The sequence below is a fragment of the Halalkalibacter kiskunsagensis genome (assembly GCF_037027555.1).
GTDB lineage: Bacteria > Bacillota > Bacilli > Bacillales > Bacillaceae_D > Halalkalibacter > Halalkalibacter kiskunsagensis.
Map to the genome: position 1 here is coordinate 25,295 of NZ_JAXBLX010000007.1, position 20,929 is coordinate 46,223.

The 20,929-nt window shown below is 36.8% G+C and carries 22 protein-coding genes, 1 pseudogene and 1 riboswitch; of the genes and pseudogenes, 14 read left to right on the forward strand and 9 right to left on the reverse strand.

Annotated features, from left to right (window positions below):
• Window positions 1–180: 180 nt before the first annotated feature.
• Together asnB and SLH51_RS05555 are read left to right on the forward strand one after the other, a co-directional pair.
• Window positions 181–2,028: an asparagine synthase (glutamine-hydrolyzing) gene (asnB, locus tag SLH51_RS05550; protein ID WP_335959768.1), complete on the forward strand. Its 1,848-nt coding sequence runs from the start codon at window positions 181–183 to the stop codon at window positions 2,026–2,028.
• Window positions 2,029–2,369: 341 nt separating this feature from the next.
• Complete coding sequence (locus SLH51_RS05555; RefSeq protein ID WP_335959770.1) at window positions 2,370–3,110, forward strand: SDR family NAD(P)-dependent oxidoreductase; 741 nt, start codon at window positions 2,370–2,372, stop codon at window positions 3,108–3,110.
• Between the two features lie 105 nt (window positions 3,111–3,215).
• On the opposite strand, the gene SLH51_RS05560 is transcribed toward SLH51_RS05555, so the two are convergent.
• A complete protein-coding gene (locus SLH51_RS05560) occupies window positions 3,216–3,932 on the reverse strand; it encodes a hypothetical protein (protein ID WP_335959772.1) in 717 nt (238 codons plus the stop codon).
• Between the two features lie 191 nt (window positions 3,933–4,123).
• Here SLH51_RS05560 and SLH51_RS05565 point away from each other — a divergent pair, with 191 nt between their 5' ends.
• Window positions 4,124–4,240, forward strand: a complete 117-nt coding sequence (locus SLH51_RS05565) for a DUF4023 domain-containing protein (protein WP_335959774.1) — start codon at window positions 4,124–4,126, stop codon at window positions 4,238–4,240.
• A gap of 101 nt (window positions 4,241–4,341) precedes the next feature.
• Here the strand turns inward: SLH51_RS05565 and SLH51_RS05570 are convergent, their stop codons facing one another.
• The 4 genes from SLH51_RS05570 to SLH51_RS05585 form a co-directional block, all read right to left on the reverse strand.
• Complete coding sequence (locus tag SLH51_RS05570) at window positions 4,342–5,868, reverse strand: SulP family inorganic anion transporter (protein ID WP_335959775.1); 1,527 nt, start codon at window positions 5,866–5,868, stop codon at window positions 4,342–4,344.
• Between the two features lie 12 nt (window positions 5,869–5,880).
• Window positions 5,881–6,471, reverse strand: coding sequence for a xanthine phosphoribosyltransferase (locus SLH51_RS05575; protein ID WP_335959777.1), 591 nt, complete (start codon window positions 6,469–6,471; stop codon window positions 5,881–5,883).
• Window positions 6,472–6,583: 112 nt separating this feature from the next.
• Window positions 6,584–6,685, reverse strand: a riboswitch (purine riboswitch).
• A 366-nt stretch (window positions 6,686–7,051) separates the two neighbouring features.
• Window positions 7,052–7,228, reverse strand: coding sequence for a sporulation histidine kinase inhibitor Sda (gene sda / locus SLH51_RS05580; protein ID WP_335959779.1), 177 nt, complete (start codon window positions 7,226–7,228; stop codon window positions 7,052–7,054).
• A 338-nt stretch (window positions 7,229–7,566) separates the two neighbouring features.
• Window positions 7,567–7,653, reverse strand: a complete 87-nt coding sequence (locus SLH51_RS05585) for a YjcZ family sporulation protein (RefSeq protein ID WP_390184054.1) — start codon at window positions 7,651–7,653, stop codon at window positions 7,567–7,569.
• 317 nt (window positions 7,654–7,970) lie between these two features.
• Between SLH51_RS05585 and SLH51_RS05590 the strand changes: the two genes are divergently transcribed.
• Window positions 7,971–8,486, forward strand: coding sequence for a PTS sugar transporter subunit IIA (locus tag SLH51_RS05590; protein ID WP_335959782.1), 516 nt, complete (start codon window positions 7,971–7,973; stop codon window positions 8,484–8,486).
• A 130-nt stretch (window positions 8,487–8,616) separates the two neighbouring features.
• Here SLH51_RS05590 and SLH51_RS05595 read toward each other — a convergent pair whose 3' ends face one another.
• A complete protein-coding gene (locus SLH51_RS05595) occupies window positions 8,617–9,576 on the reverse strand; it encodes a TIGR03943 family putative permease subunit (RefSeq protein WP_335959783.1) in 960 nt (319 codons plus the stop codon).
• Window positions 9,577–9,619: 43 nt separating this feature from the next.
• Window positions 9,620–10,657 (reverse strand): permease, encoded by a 1,038-nt coding sequence (locus tag SLH51_RS05600; RefSeq protein ID WP_335959784.1) that lies wholly within the window; start codon window positions 10,655–10,657, stop codon window positions 9,620–9,622.
• Between the two features lie 221 nt (window positions 10,658–10,878).
• Between SLH51_RS05600 and SLH51_RS05605 the strand changes: the two genes are divergently transcribed.
• The 4 genes and pseudogenes from SLH51_RS05605 (at window position 10,879) to SLH51_RS05620 (ending at window position 14,371) form a co-directional block, all read left to right on the forward strand.
• Entirely contained in the window at window positions 10,879–11,436 is a 558-nt protein-coding gene (locus SLH51_RS05605; RefSeq protein WP_335959786.1) for a DUF2179 domain-containing protein, read from the forward strand.
• A 171-nt stretch (window positions 11,437–11,607) separates the two neighbouring features.
• On the forward strand, window positions 11,608–12,549 hold the full coding sequence (locus SLH51_RS05610) for a CobW family GTP-binding protein (protein WP_335959788.1): 942 nt from the start codon (window positions 11,608–11,610) through the stop codon (window positions 12,547–12,549).
• Between the two features lie 69 nt (window positions 12,550–12,618).
• Window positions 12,619–13,257 (forward strand): annotated as a pseudogene (locus SLH51_RS05615) (SDR family oxidoreductase).
• A gap of 178 nt (window positions 13,258–13,435) precedes the next feature.
• Entirely contained in the window at window positions 13,436–14,371 is a 936-nt protein-coding gene (locus SLH51_RS05620; RefSeq protein WP_335959790.1) for an AEC family transporter, read from the forward strand.
• A gap of 91 nt (window positions 14,372–14,462) precedes the next feature.
• Here the strand turns inward: SLH51_RS05620 and uppP are convergent, their stop codons facing one another.
• The gene (gene uppP, locus SLH51_RS05625) at window positions 14,463–15,296 is read right to left on the reverse strand and encodes an undecaprenyl-diphosphatase UppP (RefSeq protein WP_335959792.1); all 834 of its coding nucleotides are present in this window, start codon (window positions 15,294–15,296) and stop codon (window positions 14,463–14,465) included.
• 226 nt (window positions 15,297–15,522) lie between these two features.
• Between uppP and SLH51_RS05630 the strand changes: the two genes are divergently transcribed.
• The gene (locus SLH51_RS05630; protein WP_335959794.1) at window positions 15,523–16,041 is read left to right on the forward strand and encodes a TlpA disulfide reductase family protein; all 519 of its coding nucleotides are present in this window, start codon (window positions 15,523–15,525) and stop codon (window positions 16,039–16,041) included.
• 142 nt (window positions 16,042–16,183) lie between these two features.
• On the forward strand, window positions 16,184–17,269 hold the full coding sequence (locus tag SLH51_RS05635) for a DUF3866 family protein (protein ID WP_335959796.1): 1,086 nt from the start codon (window positions 16,184–16,186) through the stop codon (window positions 17,267–17,269).
• Here SLH51_RS05635 and mciZ read toward each other — a convergent pair.
• Entirely contained in the window at window positions 17,173–17,388 is a 216-nt protein-coding gene (mciZ, locus tag SLH51_RS05640) for a Z-ring formation inhibitor MciZ (protein WP_335959797.1), read from the reverse strand. The two genes, SLH51_RS05635 and mciZ, sit on opposite strands and share 97 nt — an antisense overlap.
• Before the next feature lie 120 nt (window positions 17,389–17,508).
• On the opposite strand from mciZ, the gene SLH51_RS05645 reads away from it, so the two are divergent.
• From SLH51_RS05645 to fur, 4 genes are all read left to right on the forward strand, one after another.
• Complete coding sequence (locus SLH51_RS05645) at window positions 17,509–18,054, forward strand: NUDIX hydrolase (protein WP_335959798.1); 546 nt, start codon at window positions 17,509–17,511, stop codon at window positions 18,052–18,054.
• A complete protein-coding gene (locus SLH51_RS05650) occupies window positions 18,051–19,229 on the forward strand; it encodes an endonuclease Q family protein (protein WP_335959800.1) in 1,179 nt (392 codons plus the stop codon). The genes SLH51_RS05645 and SLH51_RS05650 overlap by 4 nt, the downstream gene beginning before the upstream one ends.
• 171 nt (window positions 19,230–19,400) lie before the next feature.
• Window positions 19,401–20,039, forward strand: a complete 639-nt coding sequence (gene spoIIM / locus SLH51_RS05655; RefSeq protein WP_335959935.1) for a stage II sporulation protein M — start codon at window positions 19,401–19,403, stop codon at window positions 20,037–20,039.
• Between the two features lie 288 nt (window positions 20,040–20,327).
• Window positions 20,328–20,786, forward strand: a complete 459-nt coding sequence (gene fur, locus SLH51_RS05660; RefSeq protein ID WP_335959802.1) for a ferric iron uptake transcriptional regulator — start codon at window positions 20,328–20,330, stop codon at window positions 20,784–20,786.
• Window positions 20,787–20,929 lie beyond the last annotated feature (143 nt).

Here is a 20,929-nt window from a genome sequence, read left to right on the forward strand (position 1 = left end):
ATCATAAAAAGGCATCACATCTGCCTAAGATTTGAATAGGATAGCTTAGAGATAAGACCTAGTATAGGCAATTGAGTAGAGCTGAAGGCTCGGTGATTTAGTGGGTTAGTATACCAAATATTATAAACCTCACAACATTTCGGGCTAACTAGAAAACTTCCCAAAAGGGGCTGATGATACATGTGTGGCATTACAGGGTGGATTGATTGGCGTGAAGATTTAAGAAAAGAAGAAAAGCAAGTACGAAAGATGGCAGAGACGTTAAATCGACGTGGGCCAGATGATTTGAATGTATGGACGTCTCCAAATGCTGCTTTTGGCCATGCCAGATTAGTTGTGGTTGACCCAGAGAATGGGATTCAACCAATGAGTCGTACTTATAAAAATAAGACCTATACAATTGTTTATAATGGAGAGCTTTATAATACCGAGGACATTCGTAAGGAACTTCTTGCACGCGGCCATGACTTTAAAGGTCACTCAGATACGGAAGTATTATTAAAGTCTTACATTGAGTGGGGCTACCAATGTCTTGAAAAGTTTAATGGAATCTTTGCATTTGCAATATGGAATGACAAGGATGAAAGTTTATTTATGGCACGTGACCGTTTAGGAGTAAAGCCATTATTTTACACGGTGCGTAATGGGTGTATGCTGTTTGGGTCTGAATTAAAAGCTTTGCTTGCTCATCGTGATATTGAGCCTGTTGTTAAGACAGAAGGGTTAGCAGAAATTATGGGTTTAGCACCATCACGAACTCCTGGACACGGAGTTTATGACGATATAAGTGAGTTGCGTCCTGCACATATGCTAATCTATGATCGGAACGGGGCAACAATTAGTCGCTACTGGTCATTAAAGAGCAAGAAGCATGAACATACGACAGAAGAAACGGCAGAGCAGATTCGTGATTTAATGGAAGATATCGTCGAGCGTCAATTATTTGCAGATGTTCCTGTTGGCATGTTTCTCTCAGGTGGAGTCGATTCAAGTGCATTAACGGCGCTAGCAGCCAAAGTATATGAAAAGCAAGGGAAAGGTCCAATTCGAAGTTATTCCATTGATTATGATGAAAATGATAAGTATTTCAAAGCAAATGACTTCCAACCAAACTCGGATGCACCATGGGTGAAAGTTGTATCTGATGCACTTGGGACAGAACATTTTAATAAGGTTATATCAATTGACGAACTCGCTAATCGGTTAAAAGAAGCAGTAGATGTCAGAGATTTACCAGGAATGGCGGATATTGATTCTTCTTTAATTTGGTTTTGTCATGAAATTAAAGAAGATGTTACCGTTGGCTTATCTGGAGAATGTGCAGATGAAATCTTCGGAGGCTATCCTTGGTTCCATAAGCCTGAAGTCATGTATATTGATGGTTTTCCGTGGATGCGCTCCATCGATGAACGTGAAAATCTCTTGAATGATAAATGGAAAAAGAAACTGAACTTAAAGGAATATGTGTATGATCGTTATAAAGAAACAATACAAGAAACGCCACGTTTTGCAGGAGATACACCTGAAGAAGCAAGACGACGTGAAATATCATATTTAAACATCATTTGGTTCATGACGAACCTGCTTGACCGGAAAGACCGAATGAGTATGGGAGCAAGCTTAGAAGTACGGGTACCATTTTCTGATCATCGCCTTGTGGAATATGTTTGGAATATCCCATGGGAAATGAAGCAATTAGATGGCCGTGAAAAAGGAATTCTTAGAAAGTCTTTAGAAGGTCTATTGCCTCATGATGTTCTTTATCGTAAGAAGAGTCCATATCCAAAGACGCACCATCCGAAGTATACGGCAGCTGTTCAAAAAGGAATGCAAGATGTGCTTGCTCAAAAGGATGCTCCTATATTTGAATTTATTAATAAGAAAGCACTAAAAGAGATTGCTGAATCGGGTGGATTCCCTACGGGGCAACCATACTTCGGTCAATTAATGGCTGGACCACAGCTTCTTGCCCACTTTATTCAAATGAATTATTGGTTGAATGCTTATAATGTAAAGATAAAAGAATAATGCATGTGCAAGGGCATTGGTAAAGAGCTTGGAAATAGATTCCGAGCTCTATTCTGATTGGTATTAGTTTTATCATTTGGAAATATGATCTATAATTAAAGAAAAAAGTATCCAAATTAGTTACTTACGCAGATTTTATAAATACAACGGTGAACGATGTAACTAACAAGAGTTACTTGCATAACTTAACATAGAAGGAATTAGGATATGGCCGTATCTTAATTTCTACCCTAGGGATAAGAAACGACTCAATATTTGATTAGAGGTGAGTCGCTTTCTATACATAATGATATTTGCATAAAATAGGTTAAAACACAGTATATGGATGAGAGGAGTTTACTATGAATAAACGGATCATCATTGTGACAGGTGCAGGACAAGGTATTGGGGCAAAGATTGCGGCTGAATACGGAGCAAATGGAGATACCGTGATTGTTACGGATAAAGATGAATCAAAAGCAAATGAAACTGCAACATGCATTATAAATAACGGTGGAAAAGCGCATTCTATCTTGTGTGATGTGAGAAAGGAAGATCATATTAAAGAGGTAGTTTCTTACGTTGAACATCAATTCGGAAAGATTGATGTCTTAATTAATAATGCAGGCTTATCTGTTTTTACATCACCTTTTGATCTAAGTGTTGAAAAATGGGATGAAATCCAACATACGAACGTAAGAAGTGTGTTTCTTTTTTCGAGAGAAGCAGCGAAAGTTATGCGTAAACAAAAAAAAGGATCGATTGTAAATATTGCTTCTACACGTGCAGTAATGTCGGAACCTCATTCAGAAGCGTATGCTGCATCCAAAGGGGCGATTGTTTCATTAACACATGCATTAGCAGCTTCTTTTCAAGAAGATGGCATCCAGGTCAATTCAGTTAGCCCAGGATGGATTCATACAGGAGATCGAGTTGAACTACGTCAGGTTGATCATGATCAACACTTTTCAAAACGAGTGGGAGAGCCAGCTGATATTGCTCGAGCTTGCCTTTTTTTAACGAACGAATCGAATACATTCATTAATGGTGAAAACATAACAATTGATGGTGGGATGACAAGAAAGATGATTTATGAACATTAATAATGGAGAGAGGTAAACTGATTGATTTTGAACTTGATCGAAGATGCTGTCTAAAAAAAGGTTAGTTCTTTTTAGACAGCCTTTTTCCATATCCGTATCTTAGTTCTATGCTGCAAACAATCCTACAAACCATTCTTTTATTTTGGAAAAAACCCCTATGTTCGTATCGTTTTCATTTGTACTAATTGGCATGAGTACTTGAACTTCTTCATTTAATTCGGTATCTAATAGCACTGCTTCGCCCCCTTCAACTACCTCAATCATATCGCTATTGAAATAGTTTTTAGCTGATTGAGAAGTAAGTTCATTATAAGGACTAATCCCAATCTCGATTTTGTTTGTTATGATATTTATTCCTGTATGGTAAACTGTAATTTCTTCTTCATTAAATACATGTTTCTCAAAAATAGCTGAATCAATTTTATGTTGTTTCTCTAAAAGTTCTTGTTCTGTATATGTTACTACTCGAAATTCGACTTCACTTGGCTCTTCAATTAACGCTTCGATTTCTTGTTTCTTGTCAATTGAGAGTTCTTTCGTAAACGACAAAACAATAATACCAAAGGGACGTTCCTCGCGATCAATATGTAAACTGGAAAATATTTGGTCGTCTACATGCTTATCGAGATAATTTCTAATCGTATCAATAGCCTCTATGTGGTTACTGTCAATTCCTGATTCTTCCCAATCCATAAGTAACGTTTCTAATTCTTTTGTATTTTCTGTAGCAAAAACTGGTCCGCTATACAGTAGGCTTGAACTGATAATGACACTTGTTAGAAGCAAGGTTCGTACCTTTTTTAAATTGCTTTTTCGCATCATTTGTGAATCTCTCCTTGTATGTTCATTCATTACATGAAACGAATCATTAGACAAGATAGTTTCATGTATAATTGTTTTTAAGTTAGTTAATTAGAAACAGAAATGACTTGTCCCTTTCAGGCTACTGTATGTTTTTTAGTCATGTGGTTAAAGTAACAAGGAGCTTTCTTAAGAAAAGGAGGACTTTGAAAATGGACACACATGAGTTTGTTGAAAAGTTGCATGATAAACAGGAAAAAGCAGAAAAAAATAAAAAGCGTCAAGGAAATGGAAACCCAAGCAAGAAGTTGCCAAATAAGCAACATTAAACCTATTCAAACGGGTTACTTAATGTTTGTTAAAACTTACATGTAAAAAGAGAAAGCGGTGGGAATCAATGTCATTTTGATTCCCACCGCTTGTTTTGTAATTATGATGCCTTTTTATTGTTGCTCTTTGTTTCTGAAGGATTTATTTGTCCTTGTGAACGGTTCTTAAGTGCAGCATATCCAAAAAATGCGGCTACTAACACATACCCAATTGCAAAATCTGGTGCAGCATTTACCGATAGTGCAGGAGCGTGCATAAATCCTACAAATGATAGGAAAGCAGCGATGAGAGAGAAAATAATGGCTTGAAAGAAATTCTTATCAATAATGGCAACAGTTATTGCTCCAAGTAAAATAGCTGTAAACATCGCTCCTTGACCAAGTGGTACAATCCCAGTAGAGATCCCTGCTACAACTTCGCCAGCAGCATTGTTAAATCGAGTCATGACATAGTTTGCAAGATAAGGTAACATCGCGATGGCTACAGCTGGATAGTATTTCTTATCATTAGAAAAGAACGCCGTCCCAACCATAGACATCCCAACAAACACAAGAATTGGTGCTACTGCAGCAAGAGGAATAATAGCCGAAAATGCAGCAATCACACCTGTTATAGCTGCAAGCCCAAACACAATTGCGTTCAATATGCTATAACCACGACCTGCCCCCATTTGTTTTGAGCCAACTGTTGCAATATAAACCGTTGTTGGAAAAAGTCCACCAAAGAAAGCACCAATCATTGTACCTATACCATCAACTGCTTGGCACTCTCGGATATCATAAGAATCACCAGCAGCTGCCATAGCATCAACATTGTTCATCGTTTCAATTGCATTATATAGAGTTATAGGAATGAGAACAGCTAAAATACCAATTAATGCACCAAATAAATACGTCATTCCTTCGAATGGAGCTAGCGTAGGTACGATTGGATAAAATCCGATATTTTCTAGACCCTCAGAAATTTGAGTAGGTGACTGATATCCTAATGCAAATGCCAGAGCCGTACCTGCTAACACAGCAAAAAGAGAAGCTGGGATTTTAAAGGGCATCGTAATTTTAGCAACTATTCCAACTAGGATGATTGCTAAGGAAACCAGTCCAACTACAGGAATCGAAAATGTATTAAAAAGCATTTCACCAGCGACAAATGTTAAGGCAACCCCAGCTATCGCACCGAGCATTGCTGCACGTGGAAGGTGATCACGAACCCAATTTCCACTAAAACTAACTAGCACTTCGACAAGTCCACTAAGAAGTGCTGCTGCTACCCCGATTTTCCATGCAAGTTCGGGGTCACCAGTTAAGGCATTTGCAGGCGCAAGTACTCCAAATAGGAACACAAACATAACAGGAGTGCTGATTCCATAAGAAAGCGCAGTGACGTCGGTACGTCCTTCTTTTTGTGCTAAGCGTTTTGCCATATAGGCGTAATACAAGTTCCCAGCCATAACCGCTACAGCTGCACCCGGAATGACTTTTCCAAAAACAATGCTTGCTGGAAACCCCATTCCAAGCATTGTTACGGCGATCACCACAAAGTTAGCTAAATTATTTTGAAATAGTGCGAAGAAAGCGTCTGTATCTTCTTTTTTATATAATGGGTAATGAATAGCTTTTGTGCTCATGATGTTCTCTCCTTAGTTGTTTGTAACAAGCTCATCAACAAATGTAACGCGTCCATTCTCCAATGAATGAATTCTAGCTAAAGACTCAACGCGGTATCCTTTTTCTACTAGTTGTTTTCTTCCGTCTTGGAATGACTTTTCAATGACAATCCCTAGGCCGGCAACTTTTGCACTTGCTTGATGGACAATATCAATTAAACCGAGTGCTGCTTGCCCATTAGCTAGAAAGTCATCAATAATTAAAACCGTGTCATTTTTTGAAAGGAAGTCCTTAGACACAGTAATTTCGTTTGTTTCACGCTTTGTGAAGGAATATACCTTGCTAACAAAAACATTTTCATTCATTGTAAGAGATTTCTTTTTACGAGCAAAAATTAGTGTAGTTCCAAGGCTTGACGCAGCCATAAAGCTTGGAGCAATTCCTGAAGATTCGATGGTCAGAACTTTAGTGATCCCTTCAGCTTTAAATAGACGGGCGAATTCTTCACCGACAGCACTCATCAAATTAACGTCTACTTGATGATTTAAGAATGTATCCACTTTTAGAACTTCATCTGAAAGAACATTTCCTCTCTCTCGAATTGCTTGTTTTAACCTCTCCATCCCATTCACTCCTTAATTAATGTAATAAAAAAACCGAATATCAAGGTCGTCTACATGCTACGAGTGACCTTGATATTCGGTTCGGTTTAGTCTCATAAGGCATCACTGAACGAATTATCAATGTATCACTCGTAGTCAAGCTATTTACGGTAGCTCGGTAGAAACTTTTGGGCCATATCCCCAATATTATACGAGTTTTCTATTTGCTTGTTTGTGTATAGGGGTAAGTATAGTTGATATAAAGAAAAAAAGAAAGGTTTTTCTGAAAAAATACGAACGAACTAGTTCTATTCTGAAAATTCATTCGTTTTTTTAGGAGGATTAAGCAAAATAACCATATTTTGAAAAGGGATTTAAAGAAAAAGGTGGGATCAAAGTAGAAATTAAGGAGGTGTGTAAGAGAATTAAAACTTATAAAAAGCACGTCTTTGTGCATAATCAAGACACTTTTCACAACCATATTCTAACTCAGATTGGTCCGATTGATACTTCCGCATATACGAAGTAGTTGATCTACAAAAAAACATCGCTTCTTTTGGAAAAAAATAAGTAGTTTATATAACATATAAATATACATCTCTTACTTGATTATAGAGTTTGCTTCTAAGTATATGACAAGATCTTGCTTTGCTTGGTCAAAAATTCCCCTTTCAACTAACTCGTCTTTAAGAAGTGCAATGAATTCAAGGTCCAGATTTAATGTTAAAGATTTTTGGTATGCCTCAATAATCAATTGATCATCTAGTCGTTTCAGCATTAGAATCTCCTTTCTTATATCAAATGTATTAATTTTTATATTTTACCGTAATTAGTAAATTTTGAATAGTCTTATTGTCTGATTTTTTTTACAATATAATTACATTTATAAAAAACTAAAATTTTTCAATGTTGTATATATAGGTTTTTTGCGTTATGTATACGTGAAAAAGGCAACTCAATGTCCAACGTTTTTCGTGAACAAGATTTGCGAGTCACCTTTCTTTGAATTTATGGAATTTTTACAATGCACCTTCTATTGTTTAATAAAAGTGAAATTGCATGTATGAATCATTTTCTGTTTTTTCTACAATATGATGAAGAGGGAGGAAATCACAATTAGCAAACGTAAGCAGAACCAACGATTACTAAAAGAATGAATAAAACAACAATTAAAGTGAACCCACCTTGATATCCATAACTCATCTTCTTCATCTCCTTTCGTCCTATTCCCTACATAATATGAAATAGTTACTAATGCGATTGGGCATAAGTGGAATGGAGAAATACTTTTTATAGATTGTTTGATAATAAGAAAGGAGGGGTATAGTAAAACAGAACTCCTACAAAATGCAATTGTTTGACAATCGTTTTTTTACATAATAAAATAAATTAGTAAAAAAAATATCGGATTGTGACTGAGTAAAATCAGGCAAGACTTAGAAATTGTAGGGGTGTTTTAAGGATCATCTCGCTATTTTTAGGTCTTTTTTTTCGATAAAAGAAGGAAAAGGAGAATGAATATGTTAAAAAAATTATTTGGTCTTGGGAAAAAAGAAGCATCCCCGGTTCAACCACAACAAGAAATAGTACATGCTCCAATGACAGGAAAATTAGTAGCACTTGAAGAAGTACCAGATCCAACATTTGGTCAAAAGATGATGGGGGACGGAGTAGCGATTGAGCCAACAGAAGGAAAGGTAGTAGCACCAGTAACAGGAGAAATAATGCAAGTGTTTCCTACTAAGCATGCAATCGGTATTAAAACGCCTGGTGGAATAGAGCTTTTATTACACATTGGGCTTGAAACGGTGAACATGAAAGGCGAAGGTTTCACGACTCATGTGAAAGAAGGAGACAAAGTTGAAGTAGGCGATGCTCTAGTTGATTTTGATTTATCTCTTATTAAAGAAAAAGCAGCAAGCACAATTACACCTATCATCATCACAAACATGGATCATATTGACAGTTTGATTAAAGAGCCAGCAACTGAAGTTGTAAAGGGAGAAACTCCGCTACTTACAATTAAATTATCGTAGAGGTTATTCAAAAAGGGCCCTCATCTCATTTTGAACAGAACTAAAATACAATGCTATAGGTAACATTTTTATATAGACATTTAAAAACACATGCGATATGAAGATCGCATGTGTTTTTGTTGTTTATTTATTAGAAGCTAAAACGCGGGAAAACATAAGGACTCTCTGGTTGCTCAACAATTTCGATTTCACGAAGTTGAATGAGAGGAATGCGAAAGTCATTGTACTCAGTTTGATCTAGTATTCCGGTAACTCGTACCCATGTATCATTTTCAAATTGACTTGCTTCTTCAGTTGTTACCATCGTTCCATAAACTGAAGCATCAGCGACACAGCAAGTCATACCAAAACGGGCAACAACAAGTTGATCATCTTCAAATTCGGGCTCACGATACACAAAGCCAATAATTTCAATCGGTTTGCCAATAAATCGTTCAAGTTGTAAATCGAGCATGGTCATCATATCTAAATAATTTTCTTCGGTGACAACAATACTCCCCTTTGTTAACACTTCTTCAGCAAGTTCTTCATAATACTGATTGAAACCCTCTTCAGTGTAATATTCCTCAACTGTTATATGTTCCTCGTCATTTGACTTTGAACCGGTTTCTAGTTGCTCATAATAAGCATCTGGATCATTAAGAAATGCCTCAGCTCTTGAGCTTGCTTCTTCTTTGCTTGCCTCATTGGGAGCCTGTTCTGCCAAAATTCCAGATCCAAACTGAATCCCCCGATTGGCAGCAACAGAGCTATCTAATAATTTATCAGGTAGTACAAAGCCCATAATTATCGGAGCAACAAATATAGAATAGATGATTAATTTTGTGATGGGAGAACCGGAAACATTATGATCAGTCCCACAATCACAAAGTTCTTCTTCTTCTTGCCCTTTGGCTGTACTTCTAATAATTTGAATGACACCAAGTAGTAGGAATACTCCTGTAGCAAAATAAATAAATGGCATCATCGTAGGAGCAATGTAATAAGTGATATTGCCGGTAATGATAAAAGCAAGCATTAGCAAGGCAAAGCCAATTAGAATGATCCCACGTATATAGGCGTGGAAGCCGAGGTCTGATTGTTTTTCCATACGGATTACTCCTTTCATAAAGTAATAGACATGAATCCATACATTAAATTAATGAGAGGATTTGTAGTAGGACGACAGAGATAAAGACAATAGTCGTAACGACTCCTATAAAGATCAAAACAAATCGAGCTTTAAAGAATGCGAACAGCATGATCGTATTCTTTAAATCAATCATCGGACCATAGACTAAAAATGCGATAAGAGATCCTGTTGTAAATGTGTTTCCAAATGATGCAGCGACAAAAGCATCAGCCTCAGAACAAAGTGAAAGCAAATAAGCAAAGGCCATCATCACTGCCGTTGAGCTCCACTCATTGCTTCCGATTGCTTGAAGAACACTTCTATCAAGGAAAGTTTGGAACAAAGCAGCAATAAATGCACCTAATATAAGGTATTTTCCCATTAAAAAGAATTCATCTGCAGCGTGGTAGAGTGTTTGTTTCAGACGGTTCATTTTCCTAGCTGAAGCGCCTGTTTCTAACACGACTTGCCGACCAACCAACTCTTCTTTTGTCCATTTTAGCTGATCACGGTTTTTAAAAACAAGGTATAATATTCCTCCAATGATGATTGACAGAACAAAAGCTAGTCCCATTCGTGCATATAAAACAGTTAAATCCGTTCGAAAGGCAAAGAACGTTGAAGCTGCTACAACTGGGTTTAATATCGGTGCAGCAACTAAAAAGACAACTCCAACATGAAGGGGCATCCCTTTTTTTATAAGTCGTCTAACAATTGGTACGATCGCACATTCACATATTGGAAAAATCGCCCCAAGTATAGCAGCTGGCAAAAGCGCAGCATATGCGTTTTTTGGCAAAAAACGATGGATAAATTCTTCTTTAACATAAATTTGAATTAGAGCTGATACAAATACACCTAATAAGATAAAAGGAACAGCTTCGATTACAATTCCTAAGAAAATCGTGTTTACATTAAGCCACGAATCGGGAATTGTAAAACCAGCACGATCATTTTTAAATGATTCAATATTAAAAAATAAAATTAAAAATAACAAAAGTAGAAGAAATCCAAGAAAATCTTTTCCGAAAGAGAAAAGAAATTGTTTCATTTTACTCATTCAAGTTCTCCTTATTGTTGTGAGTTTTATTTAGTGAAATCTATGAAAGTTCTTTTGTTATTTTAACACAGATTATGAGTAAGAAGTGTCTGTAATCGATTTGTAAAAATTAAGAAATGTTTGGCAAATTTACAAAAAAAACGATCTGAAAATAGGCTAGATTCTAAAAGTGATTCCTGTTACACTACGGTAGGTATATTAGATTGAAAGTAGGTGGAAGTATGCTTCAAGCTTTAATTATTTTTATTGCACAACTTATTTATGTACCTGTGCTAACACTCCGTACGATCACGATGGTCAAAGGGATGAAAGGGAAAGCATCAGCACTTGGTACACTTGAAGGTGTAATTTATGTTGTAGCGATCGCGATTGTATTTAGTGACTTATCCAACTATTTAAATATGGCTGCCTATGCAATAGGTTTCGGTGTAGGATTATATATCGGGCAAATTATCGAACAGAAGCTTGCGATTGGTTATGTGTCGATTGAAGTAAATATTATGAGTAAAAATGAACAGTTAACAGATAGGCTACGTGAAGTCGGGTTTAGTGTGTCAACCGCGGAAGTGGAAGGAATGAATGAAGCAAGGCGATATCGTTTAGATTGTACAGCGAGACGAGACCGGGAACAGGAGTTTATTAAAATTGTTAGTTCATATGAACCTAGTGCGTTTATCGTTTCATACGAACCTCGTAACTTCAAAGGTGGTTATATTACAAAGGCAATGAAAAAGAGAAAAGAAAAATTTCTTAAAAGCAAAGAAAATGCTTCCATATAGAAGGAAAGCTACAAAAGAGGGTATGCTCTTTTGTAGCTTTTTTGTGAGTATGGGCAAAAAGAACTTAAAAGTCAGCTTACAGTATAATTAGAGTGCTTGTAAATAAGAATAGTTACTATTTGTAAGACGCCCAGTTGTATGCTATTTTTAACTAGAAAAGGAGTGGTGGATATGTTGAAGCGAATTCCTGTATATATTTTAACTGGTTTTCTCGGTAGTGGGAAAACAACGATACTAAAGAGGATGTTACATCATGTAAAAGTAAGCGGACAAAAGCCAGCATTAATGCTGAATGAACTTGGTTCAGAGAATGTCGAGAAAGAATTATTTAACGACGAAGCAATGATTGAGCTTCTTAATGGATGCATCTGTTGTACGATTCAAGATGATATGCGCGTAGAAATTGATAAGTTGTTAAAAAGTAGAGAAGATATTGATGTATTATTAATAGAAGGAACAGGGATTGCCAATCCAGCAGAGATTATTGAAGCGTTAACCCATCCGGACGTTATTGATAAAGTAGAGATTCAATCTGTCATAGGACTTGTCGATGCTAGTCGCTATCTTGAATATCAGAGCATGTTTCAGAGTTCGAAAGAGATTAGAACAATGCTTAAGCAGCAAATTACTACAAGCACATTATTAGTAGTTAATAAAATCGACTTATTAGATGAAAAGAAAAGACTAAAAGTAACATCTAAGTTAGAAGTTCTTAAAGGGATGAATGTCCCAATGGTTTTTGCACAATACGGAGAGGTCGATAGTGAATTGCTGTTCGAACGTCGATTTTTTACGAATGCATTACATATGCAAGATAATCCAGAGATGCACCACCATGTCCATCATTCGCATCCGTTTCAAGCCATTAAAATTGAAGGGTTAGAAGAGATTGATAAAATGAGCTTTGAAAAGTGGTTAAAAGGCCAAAGTCAATCGTTGCTACGTGCGAAAGGGTACATTCGATTTAAAGGAAGCTCGCAATTATTTTCTTTTCAATTTGCTTCGAATCAACTGGAGGTAATTCCAATTGAATCAAGTAAATCTAGTTGTATTATTTTAATTGGAGCAAAATTAGATGATAAACAACTGATGCAATCACTATATTCGATGTAAGGCAGAAAGTTTGATTGTAGTTACAATTTCATTCAAGATAGTAGTATCAATTGTAAAGGGGTAGATAAAATGAGAGTTCTTGTTATTGGGGCAAATGGTCAAGTTGCAAGGCAGACATTAATTAAGCTAACAGAGGCTGGTCATACTCCGATTGCTATGATTCGAAATCCTGATCAAGCAGATGAATTAAAAGCACTTGGATGACAAGAGGTCGTTGTTGCTGATTTAGAAGGAGACTTTTCTCATGCTTATCAAGATGTAGAAGCCGTTATATTTGCTGCTGGGTCAGGTGGACATACGGGGGCAGATAAAACGATATTAATTGATCTATGGGGAGCGATTAAAGCCGTTGATACAGCAGAGCGTTTAGGTGTGAAGCGATTTGTGATGCTAAGTTCTATGGGAACGGTTGATCCGGATAAGAGCGAGCGCATACGTCATTATCTTGTTGCGAAAAAGCTAGCTGACGATCATCTCAAGCGCTCTAGTCTGACCTATACAATTGTTCGTCCAGGTAGCTTAACAAATGAAGGAGCAACACAAATGCTCAAATTGGAAAGTGAGATTCAAGATCGTGATAATACGATTACCCGAGAAGACGTAGCTATTGTACTTGCAAAAGTGGTTGATCGTGAGAATACGTATGGAAAAACATTTGAAATTTTAAATGGAAATGTTCCAACTGAGAATGCATTGGATATCGTATAATAACTAATTTGGTTACACAGCAATAGCGGCTGCGTAACTTTTTTTACTTGTGTCCTTATTCTATATGTTATAATTTAACAGCTACTATTCGGTAGCGGTAAATGGATAATAAAGAATTGCCTAGGGAATGTTGCTCATTTTTAAAAGAGCATATCTTTTCCATTTTAGGGGGATTAAAATGAGTGCAGCTTTTGGTTTAACTGGAGAAATGCTTGTTCTTTTGATGATTGCTTTAATAGGTTTTATTATGAGGAAAGCTAATATTTTACCGAAGGAATCCAATCAAGTTCTCACGCAAATTATCCTTTACATTACGTTACCTTGTCTCATCATTTATTCAATGGATATTTCGTTTTCAATGGAATTATTTGTAGATATATCTTGGTTATTAGGACTTTCCATTTTTGCTTTGCTCGGGACGACAGTCATAGGGTACTTGATGAGAAAGAGGGCAAAATTGCCTGCAAATAGAGAAGGTGTATATGAGGCTGCAATTATCTTTGGCAATCAAGGCTTTATGGGGTATGCAATTGCGTATTTGCTTTTTGGGGAAGTAGGAGTTCTGTATACTGCTTTTTTTATGATTTTCTTCTTGTTTTATGTGTGGACTTATGTCATTTATGTTGTTGCACGTGTTGGTCAGAAGATTTCATGGAGGCAGTTGTTTCTTAATCCAGGGGTTATTGCGACTTCACTTGGGTTTATAGTGATGGTCCTACCTTTTAGTTTACCTTCGTTGATTGGAAGTGTACTAGTTGACATTGGAACGATGACATTGCCTTTATCTATGATTCTTATTGGAAGTTTACTAGCAGCTATTAGTGCTCTAGAGTTTAAACAATTGATGAAAAATCAGTATATTTGGTATGCAACGGTTGCTAAGCTAGTGCTTCTTCCCATGTTACTAGTCCCTTTTCTATGGTTACCTGTTTCGACAACCGTCATGGGTGTTGCCATTTTGGTTACTGCAACGCCCTCTGCCCCAACTGTGCCTATGTTTGCGCAAAAATATGGGGGAGATGTCAGTTTTTCCTCTGTCATTGTGGCAACTACAACGATTTTATGTGTGATTACTATCCCAATGTTGTACGCGTTCATATTGTTTATTAGATGATTAGTAAATAAGGATCCAATTATAGAAAAAACAAGAGTCTGCCCTCCAGTGCACAATACGGGGGAGACTCTTGTTTCTTTTAAAGACCCTTTTATAATTCAATAATCATACTGTTATCTAGGAAGAAGTATACAAAGATTGCAGCAGCAAAACAATAAATAGCGAAATAAACAAGCTTGCTTTTCTTTAAGAAATCAATCAACCATACGATTCCTAGCCAAGAAAAAATGAATGTTGCGATAAACGAAACAATAAGCGCTGCAATACCTACTTCTGCGACCATCGCACCATCTGTAAAATCTCCAATCGCTAAAACACTAGATCCTAATATAACGGGGATTGATAACAAAAAGGAATAGCGAACAGCAGTATCACGACTCAAACCAGCAAATAGAGCTGCGACAAGGGTAGCACCAGAACGTGAAATCCCAGGGAAAACGGCTAATGTTTGACCAAGACCAACTATGATTGAATCTTTAAAGGTCATGTCTTTTTCTGTACGATTGCCGTATTTAACAAAGCGCTCAATAATAATCAGAAAGAGACCAGTTAAGGCAAGGGCAATGGCAATAAAAGGTGGTGTCTTCATGGAAGCTCCAATAAAATCTTCAAGAACTAAACCGAGAACACCTGTAATCATCGTAGCAACAATGATGTAAATTCCAAAAAAGAATTGTGTGCGGTTATCTCTAGAGCGATCGGCAAAATAGCCCAAGAAACCGGTAATAACTACTAATAGATCTTTACGGAAATAAATCACAACAGCAAGAATGGAAGCTAGGTGAAGAAAGATTTCAAATCCAAAACCAGGGAACTGATAGCCTAAAAGAATCTGTGTAATGACAATATGTGCTGTACTTGAAATAGGTAAAAATTCAGTAATACCTTGTACAATTCCAAATATTAATGCTTCAATAATTGACATGTAATAATCCATCCTTTCTTGTAAAGTTAGCAACCTTTAAGTCACTAACTTTTCCATTCTACCAAAATTATCTTTTTTCGGAAAGATACATTTATTGTAAGAGTTTGTTTAAAAAGAGATGAACTTTCTTTTTCCGAACAATCCTTATTTTCTTTAGAACTTGCGTTTTAAAGAAATTCCTCACTATAATAAAAGTAAATACTATAGAAAGTAATGGGGGAGAACAATGAAACGAAGAGTCACCATTAGTGTGTTGGGCATTGTTGTTGTCCTGATCATCGGAATTGTCTTTTTCCAAGAACGACAAGAAATTGGGAACGAACCTGGGATGATAGCTGAAAACTTTATATTGCCTATGCATACTCAAGAATCTGGGGAGTTATGGGACTATCATGGTGATATTATCATACTAAATATGTGGGCTTCCTGGTGTGAGCCATGTCGTGATGAAATGCCTGATTTAATGGATTTGCAACGTGATTATTCAGAGGAAGGACTGACAATATTAACAGTAAATATGCAGACGTTTGAACGTACATTACAGGATGCTCCTAATTTCATCGAAGAGCTTGAAATCACGCTACCTGTTTTTTTTGATGTAGAGGGTGTCGTAGCAGATCGGTATAAAATCATCGGAATGCCTATCACCTATATTATCGGAAGAGATGGAACCATTGAACATTTTATACGTGGGGAAGTCCATTACGACGGACTTGAATCGTTAATTCAACCGATGCTACATTAGTAAGTTCATTCATTTCCTCATTATATCTATTTCAATTTCTTTGACTAAGTTTCTTCAGTGTGGAAAGGCTAAAACTAAATAATATTTTTCGGGAATGATGATAAAAGTCATTTTTAAAAGCTCCTTGTTAAGGCGTGAGAGTATGTATAAACAACTGAAAACAACAGTTCTTGAAATAACGTACGAAGATTATGATATTCAAAAAGTTATAACGGATAAAGGAGCTAGGCGTGCCATCTTGTATAAACAAATGACGCCACCAGCAAAAGTGGGTAATGTGCTTCTTGTAAATACAACAGCAACAGAGCTGCAATTAGGAACGGGAGGATGGGATATTGTCTGCTCTTTATTAGAAGAAAATGACTGGATTTCAGAAGAATCCAAAGGTCATATTATAAAAGCACGATATACCCCTATTCAGCATAGTGTGATGGCTGTCGAAGCACAAGAAAGTCCATACCATGAACACTTTACCAAGTCTTTTTCACTTTTGGGTAAACCGGTCTGGCTGGCAGAATTACATAGTATGGTTCCGCTCTTTTATTATGTGTCTCAACAATTACGAGCCCAAAGCCGGTGTTGTGTCATTTTTGATGATCAAGCTTCTCTTCCTTTAAAATTAAGTGATCAACTTCGTGAACTTGAAAAGGAAGAAGGTTTTTACTCTATTACGGTAGGGCAAGCATTTGGTGGTCAGTTTGAGGCCATTACCGTGGCATCGGCTTTACAATTTGCTGAAAATGTATTACAAGCAGACTTTATTTTGATTTCTGTTGGCCCAGGTGTCGTTGGAACAGGCACCTGTTATGGATTCTCAGGGATGGTTCTTTCCAATTGGTCGCATACAGTAAGTGCTCTTGGAGGGACACCAGTCTGGATTCCAAGACTATCATTTGCTGAATCAAGAAAACGTCACTTAGGGATTAGTCACCACACGCTGACTCCATTAAGTCAATTTACGTTTAGACCTGCTATGTTACCCTTTCCTTACTTAAATGATTTGCAACGCCAAACGGTTGAAGAGCAACTAGAGTCATCTCGCCCGTTTCAAACAGATCACAGGATTCACTTCGCAAAAGACCGTGTTAGTAACCTAATTGAATCAGCTTTAAAAAGGACAGCGATCCCCATTCAAACGATGGGACGTAAGTATGAAGCAGACCCTTTGTTTTTTTGCGCTGTTGCAGAAGCGGTAAGATTTGGATTGGATTGTGAACCGTTTGAGTAAACGGTGTCAACCCACTCTTCTAACGTATGAAAGGAAGCTCGCATTTGCTTTAATTTTGCTTGAATCTCCCATGCTTTGCCTGCCATAATAACGCCTTGCTGATGAATATAAATTTTCATTGGCTGCTCGTCCTTTCTAAAAAGAATATGCTACACTTCTATGAAGAAACAGTGAGAAAAAGTACAGAAACTTCCCAGTTACGTACGATAGAATGGTAAGAAAAAAATTTGGAGGAGATTATGGATCATTTACATGAGAAGACATTAAATACGAAAGAAATTTATAAAGGTCGAGTCATTGATTTGCAGGTTGAAGAAGTAGAGCTTCCGAATGGAAAAACGAGCACTAGGGAAATTGTAAAACATCCAGGTGCTGTGGCAATTTTGCCAATAACGAAGCAGGGAAAATTAGTTCTTGTTCGTCAGTTTAGGAAAGCACTCAACAAGACGATTGTTGAAATTCCAGCTGGTAAACTTGAGGCGGGTGAAAACCCATCAGATTCTGCTAAAAGAGAATTAGAAGAAGAAACAGGGTACAAAACAGATCAGTTAGAGCTGCTTCTTTCCTTTTATACGTCACCAGGATTTGCAGACGAACTAATATATTTGTATTGGACAGATCAGTTAGAAAAAGGATTTACGAACATGGATGACGATGAATTCCTTGATATTTTAGAAGTGACACTGGAAGAAGCTGAACAAATGATAGAAGATCAAATGATTCATGATGCGAAAACTGTTTATGCTGTGCAATATTTAAAAATGAGAAAGTGGGAGAATCGGTGAATACATTCCAATCATATGTGGCAGACTTACATATTCATATAGGAAGAACCCGATTAGGAGCAGCAGTTAAAATAACAGCTGCTCCTTCTTTAACCTTACAATCTATTATTCAGTATGCGGCGGATATCAAGGGAATTGACATCGTCGGTGTGATTGATTGCCATGTAATAGAGGTATTAAAGGAAATTGAAGACGATATAAACATGAAAAAAGCAGTCCCGTTATTAGGCGGAGGAATTCAATACCCGGGGGTTACGTTACAACTTGGGACAGAAATCGAACTTTACGATGAAAATTGTAAAGGACCTATTCATGTTCTATGCTATATGCCGACAATCGAAAAGATGAGAGCTTTTAGTCGCTGGCTAGCAGCAAGAATGAAAAATCCTACACTGAGTTCTCAAAGAATATACGAGAATGCAAAAAACGTTCAAATAAAAGTAAAAGACTTAGAAGGGTTATTTATTCCTGCACACGTATTTACTCCATTTAAAAGTCTATATGGAAAAGGTGTAACCAACAGCTTAACAGAGGTGTTTGATCCAACTTTGATCGATGCAATTGAACTTGGGTTAAGCAGTGACACGGGCATGGCAGACCAACTAGAAGAGTTGCACAACTATTCATTTCTCACAAATTCAGATGCTCATTCATTAGAAAAAATGGCACGAGAATATCAAATTGTACGAATGAAAACTCCCTCATTTGAAGAGTTGAAATTAGCTTTAGCTCAGCTTGAGGAAAGAAAAATTGTCGGGAACTATGGGCTGAACCCTTTACTAGGTAAATATTACCGGACCATTTGTGCCAAGTGTTCTATACCAACTGAAGAGAATAGATGTAATCATTGCCGATCTTCAAAACTTATTAAAGGTGTATTTGAGCGATTGAGAGAGTTGGCTTCGAATAAAACCGCAAAAATAGAACGTCCTCCTTATGTTCATCAAATTCCATTAGAATTTATTCCGAAACTAGGCAAAAAGACAATCGAAAAGCTTAGAGATTATTTTGGAACAGATATGTCAATTATCCATCATGTACCTGAAGAGGAACTAAGGAAAGTAGTCCAACCATCTATAGCGACAGCGATACTAGCTGCACGGAAAGGCACTCTCTCTATTAAAGCAGGTGGAGGTGGAGTCTATGGAAAAATAGAGCGCAATAAGAATTCATAAATCTACGCAAAGAGCCTCAATGAGTCAGAAAAATGTTTAATTTAATAGGAGATAAGAACACATGAAACTCTCTCTGCTTTTACTGCTCTAAAATTAATAGACGTACATAGTCATAGATTTCTGGCATGTCTCATAGAGTGAAGTAAGAGCAAAAGAGGAGGTCTTGGCATGATGAAGTACGGTTTAAGAGAGATGATAGCGATCCATTTGGAAGAAAACCGAACGATTTATGTATTTACAACAGTTTTATTTTTAATAGGTATTGTATTTGGGGCAATTGTTGTTAATAGCTTAAGCTTAACGCAAAAGCATGATTTATATATGTATTTGAACCAATTTTTTGGACATGTTCAAGAAGGGGAGCTTGCTCAATCATCTGCCATTTTTAGCCAGAGTTTTGCTCACTATGCAAAATATTTTGGTTTAATGTGGATTTTAGGCTTATCGATTATTGGCTTGCCTGTTATTCTCATTCTTCTCTTCTTAAAAGGTGTAGTTGTGGGATTTACTGTTGGTTTTCTTGTCAATCAAATGGGAATGTCAGGATTCTTTTTATCGTTCGTCTCCATCATGCCGCAAAATTTTATTTTAGTGCCAGCTTTCATTATTGTCGGAACTGCAAGTATTTCGTTCTGTTTAAAAATGGTACGCCAACAGTTTATGAGAAGAACGAACATACCGATATTCCCTCAATTTCTTAAATATTCTCTACTAATTTTATGTGTAGGATCGGCACTCGCATTCGCATCTGCCTTTGAAGCATATGTATCCCCAGTCCTCATGCGTTTAGTAATTGATTCAATGGTATAAAAGAGATTGTTCAAAAAGTAGCAATTCTCAAGACTGCTATTAGTGGTTATCAGACAGCAGGCCGCAATGTGCGGAGAGATTGTGCTTCCTCGACAAACTTTTAAAGTTTGGCTTTCCCCTTTTTGGACACTCTTACACAATGAGCTTTTCTAACGAGATATCACATTATAATTATTATCATATAATAACTAATATAACTTTAGAAGCAATAATCATTATCGATTGACACTGTTTTTTTGAATGATTATAATGAAAGGAGGGAAAATGGTTGAGGGGAGGCACGGACGAATGGAGAAACGACTAGAACGAATTAAAAAACACCTGCACTCACAAAGCTACAAGCTTACGCCACAAAGAGAGGCAACAGTAAGAGTGTTGCTTGAACATGAAGAAGATCATTTAAGTGCAGAGGATGTTTACCTCCTCGTAAAAGAAAAATCACCAGAAATTGGACTAGCAACGGTTTATCGTACACTTGAATTGCTTGCCGAGTTAAAAATCGTTGATAAAATAAATTTTGGCGATGGTGTATCTCGTTTTGATTTGCGTCAAGAAGGAGCGGCTCATTTCCACCATCATCTTGTATGTATTGAATGCGGAGCTGTTGATGAAATTCAAGAGGACTTACTTGGTGATGTTGAAGAGGTTGTTGAACGTGATTGGAATTTTAAAATTAAGGATCATCGTTTAACCTTCCATGGAATATGTCATCGTTGTCATGATAAAGAAAAGCGTGCTGAAGGATAAATCATTACTTCATATGATCACTTTTAATGGGGCCAACTCTTATTTAATAGAGGAGGCTCTTCTTTTTTTGAAAAAAAACGACCAAGATAGCTGAAATAAAACTTAAGAGAACCCTCGTTAATTAGGTATATTCCGGGTAGTTT

Excerpts from the sequence above, each read along its gene's own strand:
- asnB (WP_335959768.1), top strand. The coding sequence starts at position 181 with ATGTGTGGCATTACAGGGTGGATTGATTGGCGTGAAGATTTAAGAAAA.
- SLH51_RS05555 (WP_335959770.1), top strand. The coding sequence starts at position 2,370 with ATGAATAAACGGATCATCATTGTGACAGGTGCAGGACAAGGTATTGGG.
- SLH51_RS05560 (WP_335959772.1), bottom strand. The coding sequence starts at position 3,932 with ATGATGCGAAAAAGCAATTTAAAAAAGGTACGAACCTTGCTTCTAACA.
- SLH51_RS05565 (WP_335959774.1), top strand. The coding sequence starts at position 4,124 with ATGGACACACATGAGTTTGTTGAAAAGTTGCATGATAAACAGGAAAAA.
- SLH51_RS05570 (WP_335959775.1), bottom strand. The coding sequence starts at position 5,868 with ATGAGCACAAAAGCTATTCATTACCCATTATATAAAAAAGAAGATACA.
- SLH51_RS05575 (WP_335959777.1), bottom strand. The coding sequence starts at position 6,471 with ATGGAGAGGTTAAAACAAGCAATTCGAGAGAGAGGAAATGTTCTTTCA.
- sda (WP_335959779.1), bottom strand. The coding sequence starts at position 7,228 with ATGCTGAAACGACTAGATGATCAATTGATTATTGAGGCATACCAAAAA.
- SLH51_RS05585 (WP_390184054.1), bottom strand. The coding sequence starts at position 7,653 with ATGAGTTATGGATATCAAGGTGGGTTCACTTTAATTGTTGTTTTATTC.
- SLH51_RS05590 (WP_335959782.1), top strand. The coding sequence starts at position 7,971 with ATGTTAAAAAAATTATTTGGTCTTGGGAAAAAAGAAGCATCCCCGGTT.
- SLH51_RS05595 (WP_335959783.1), bottom strand. The coding sequence starts at position 9,576 with ATGGAAAAACAATCAGACCTCGGCTTCCACGCCTATATACGTGGGATC.
- SLH51_RS05600 (WP_335959784.1), bottom strand. The coding sequence starts at position 10,657 with ATGAGTAAAATGAAACAATTTCTTTTCTCTTTCGGAAAAGATTTTCTT.
- SLH51_RS05605 (WP_335959786.1), top strand. The coding sequence starts at position 10,879 with ATGCTTCAAGCTTTAATTATTTTTATTGCACAACTTATTTATGTACCT.
- SLH51_RS05610 (WP_335959788.1), top strand. The coding sequence starts at position 11,608 with ATGTTGAAGCGAATTCCTGTATATATTTTAACTGGTTTTCTCGGTAGT.
- SLH51_RS05620 (WP_335959790.1), top strand. The coding sequence starts at position 13,436 with ATGAGTGCAGCTTTTGGTTTAACTGGAGAAATGCTTGTTCTTTTGATG.
- uppP (WP_335959792.1), bottom strand. The coding sequence starts at position 15,296 with ATGTCAATTATTGAAGCATTAATATTTGGAATTGTACAAGGTATTACT.
- SLH51_RS05630 (WP_335959794.1), top strand. The coding sequence starts at position 15,523 with ATGAAACGAAGAGTCACCATTAGTGTGTTGGGCATTGTTGTTGTCCTG.
- SLH51_RS05635 (WP_335959796.1), top strand. The coding sequence starts at position 16,184 with ATGTATAAACAACTGAAAACAACAGTTCTTGAAATAACGTACGAAGAT.
- mciZ (WP_335959797.1), bottom strand. The coding sequence starts at position 17,388 with ATGAAAATTTATATTCATCAGCAAGGCGTTATTATGGCAGGCAAAGCA.
- SLH51_RS05645 (WP_335959798.1), top strand. The coding sequence starts at position 17,509 with ATGGATCATTTACATGAGAAGACATTAAATACGAAAGAAATTTATAAA.
- spoIIM (WP_335959935.1), top strand. The coding sequence starts at position 19,401 with ATGAAGTACGGTTTAAGAGAGATGATAGCGATCCATTTGGAAGAAAAC.
- fur (WP_335959802.1), top strand. The coding sequence starts at position 20,328 with ATGGAGAAACGACTAGAACGAATTAAAAAACACCTGCACTCACAAAGC.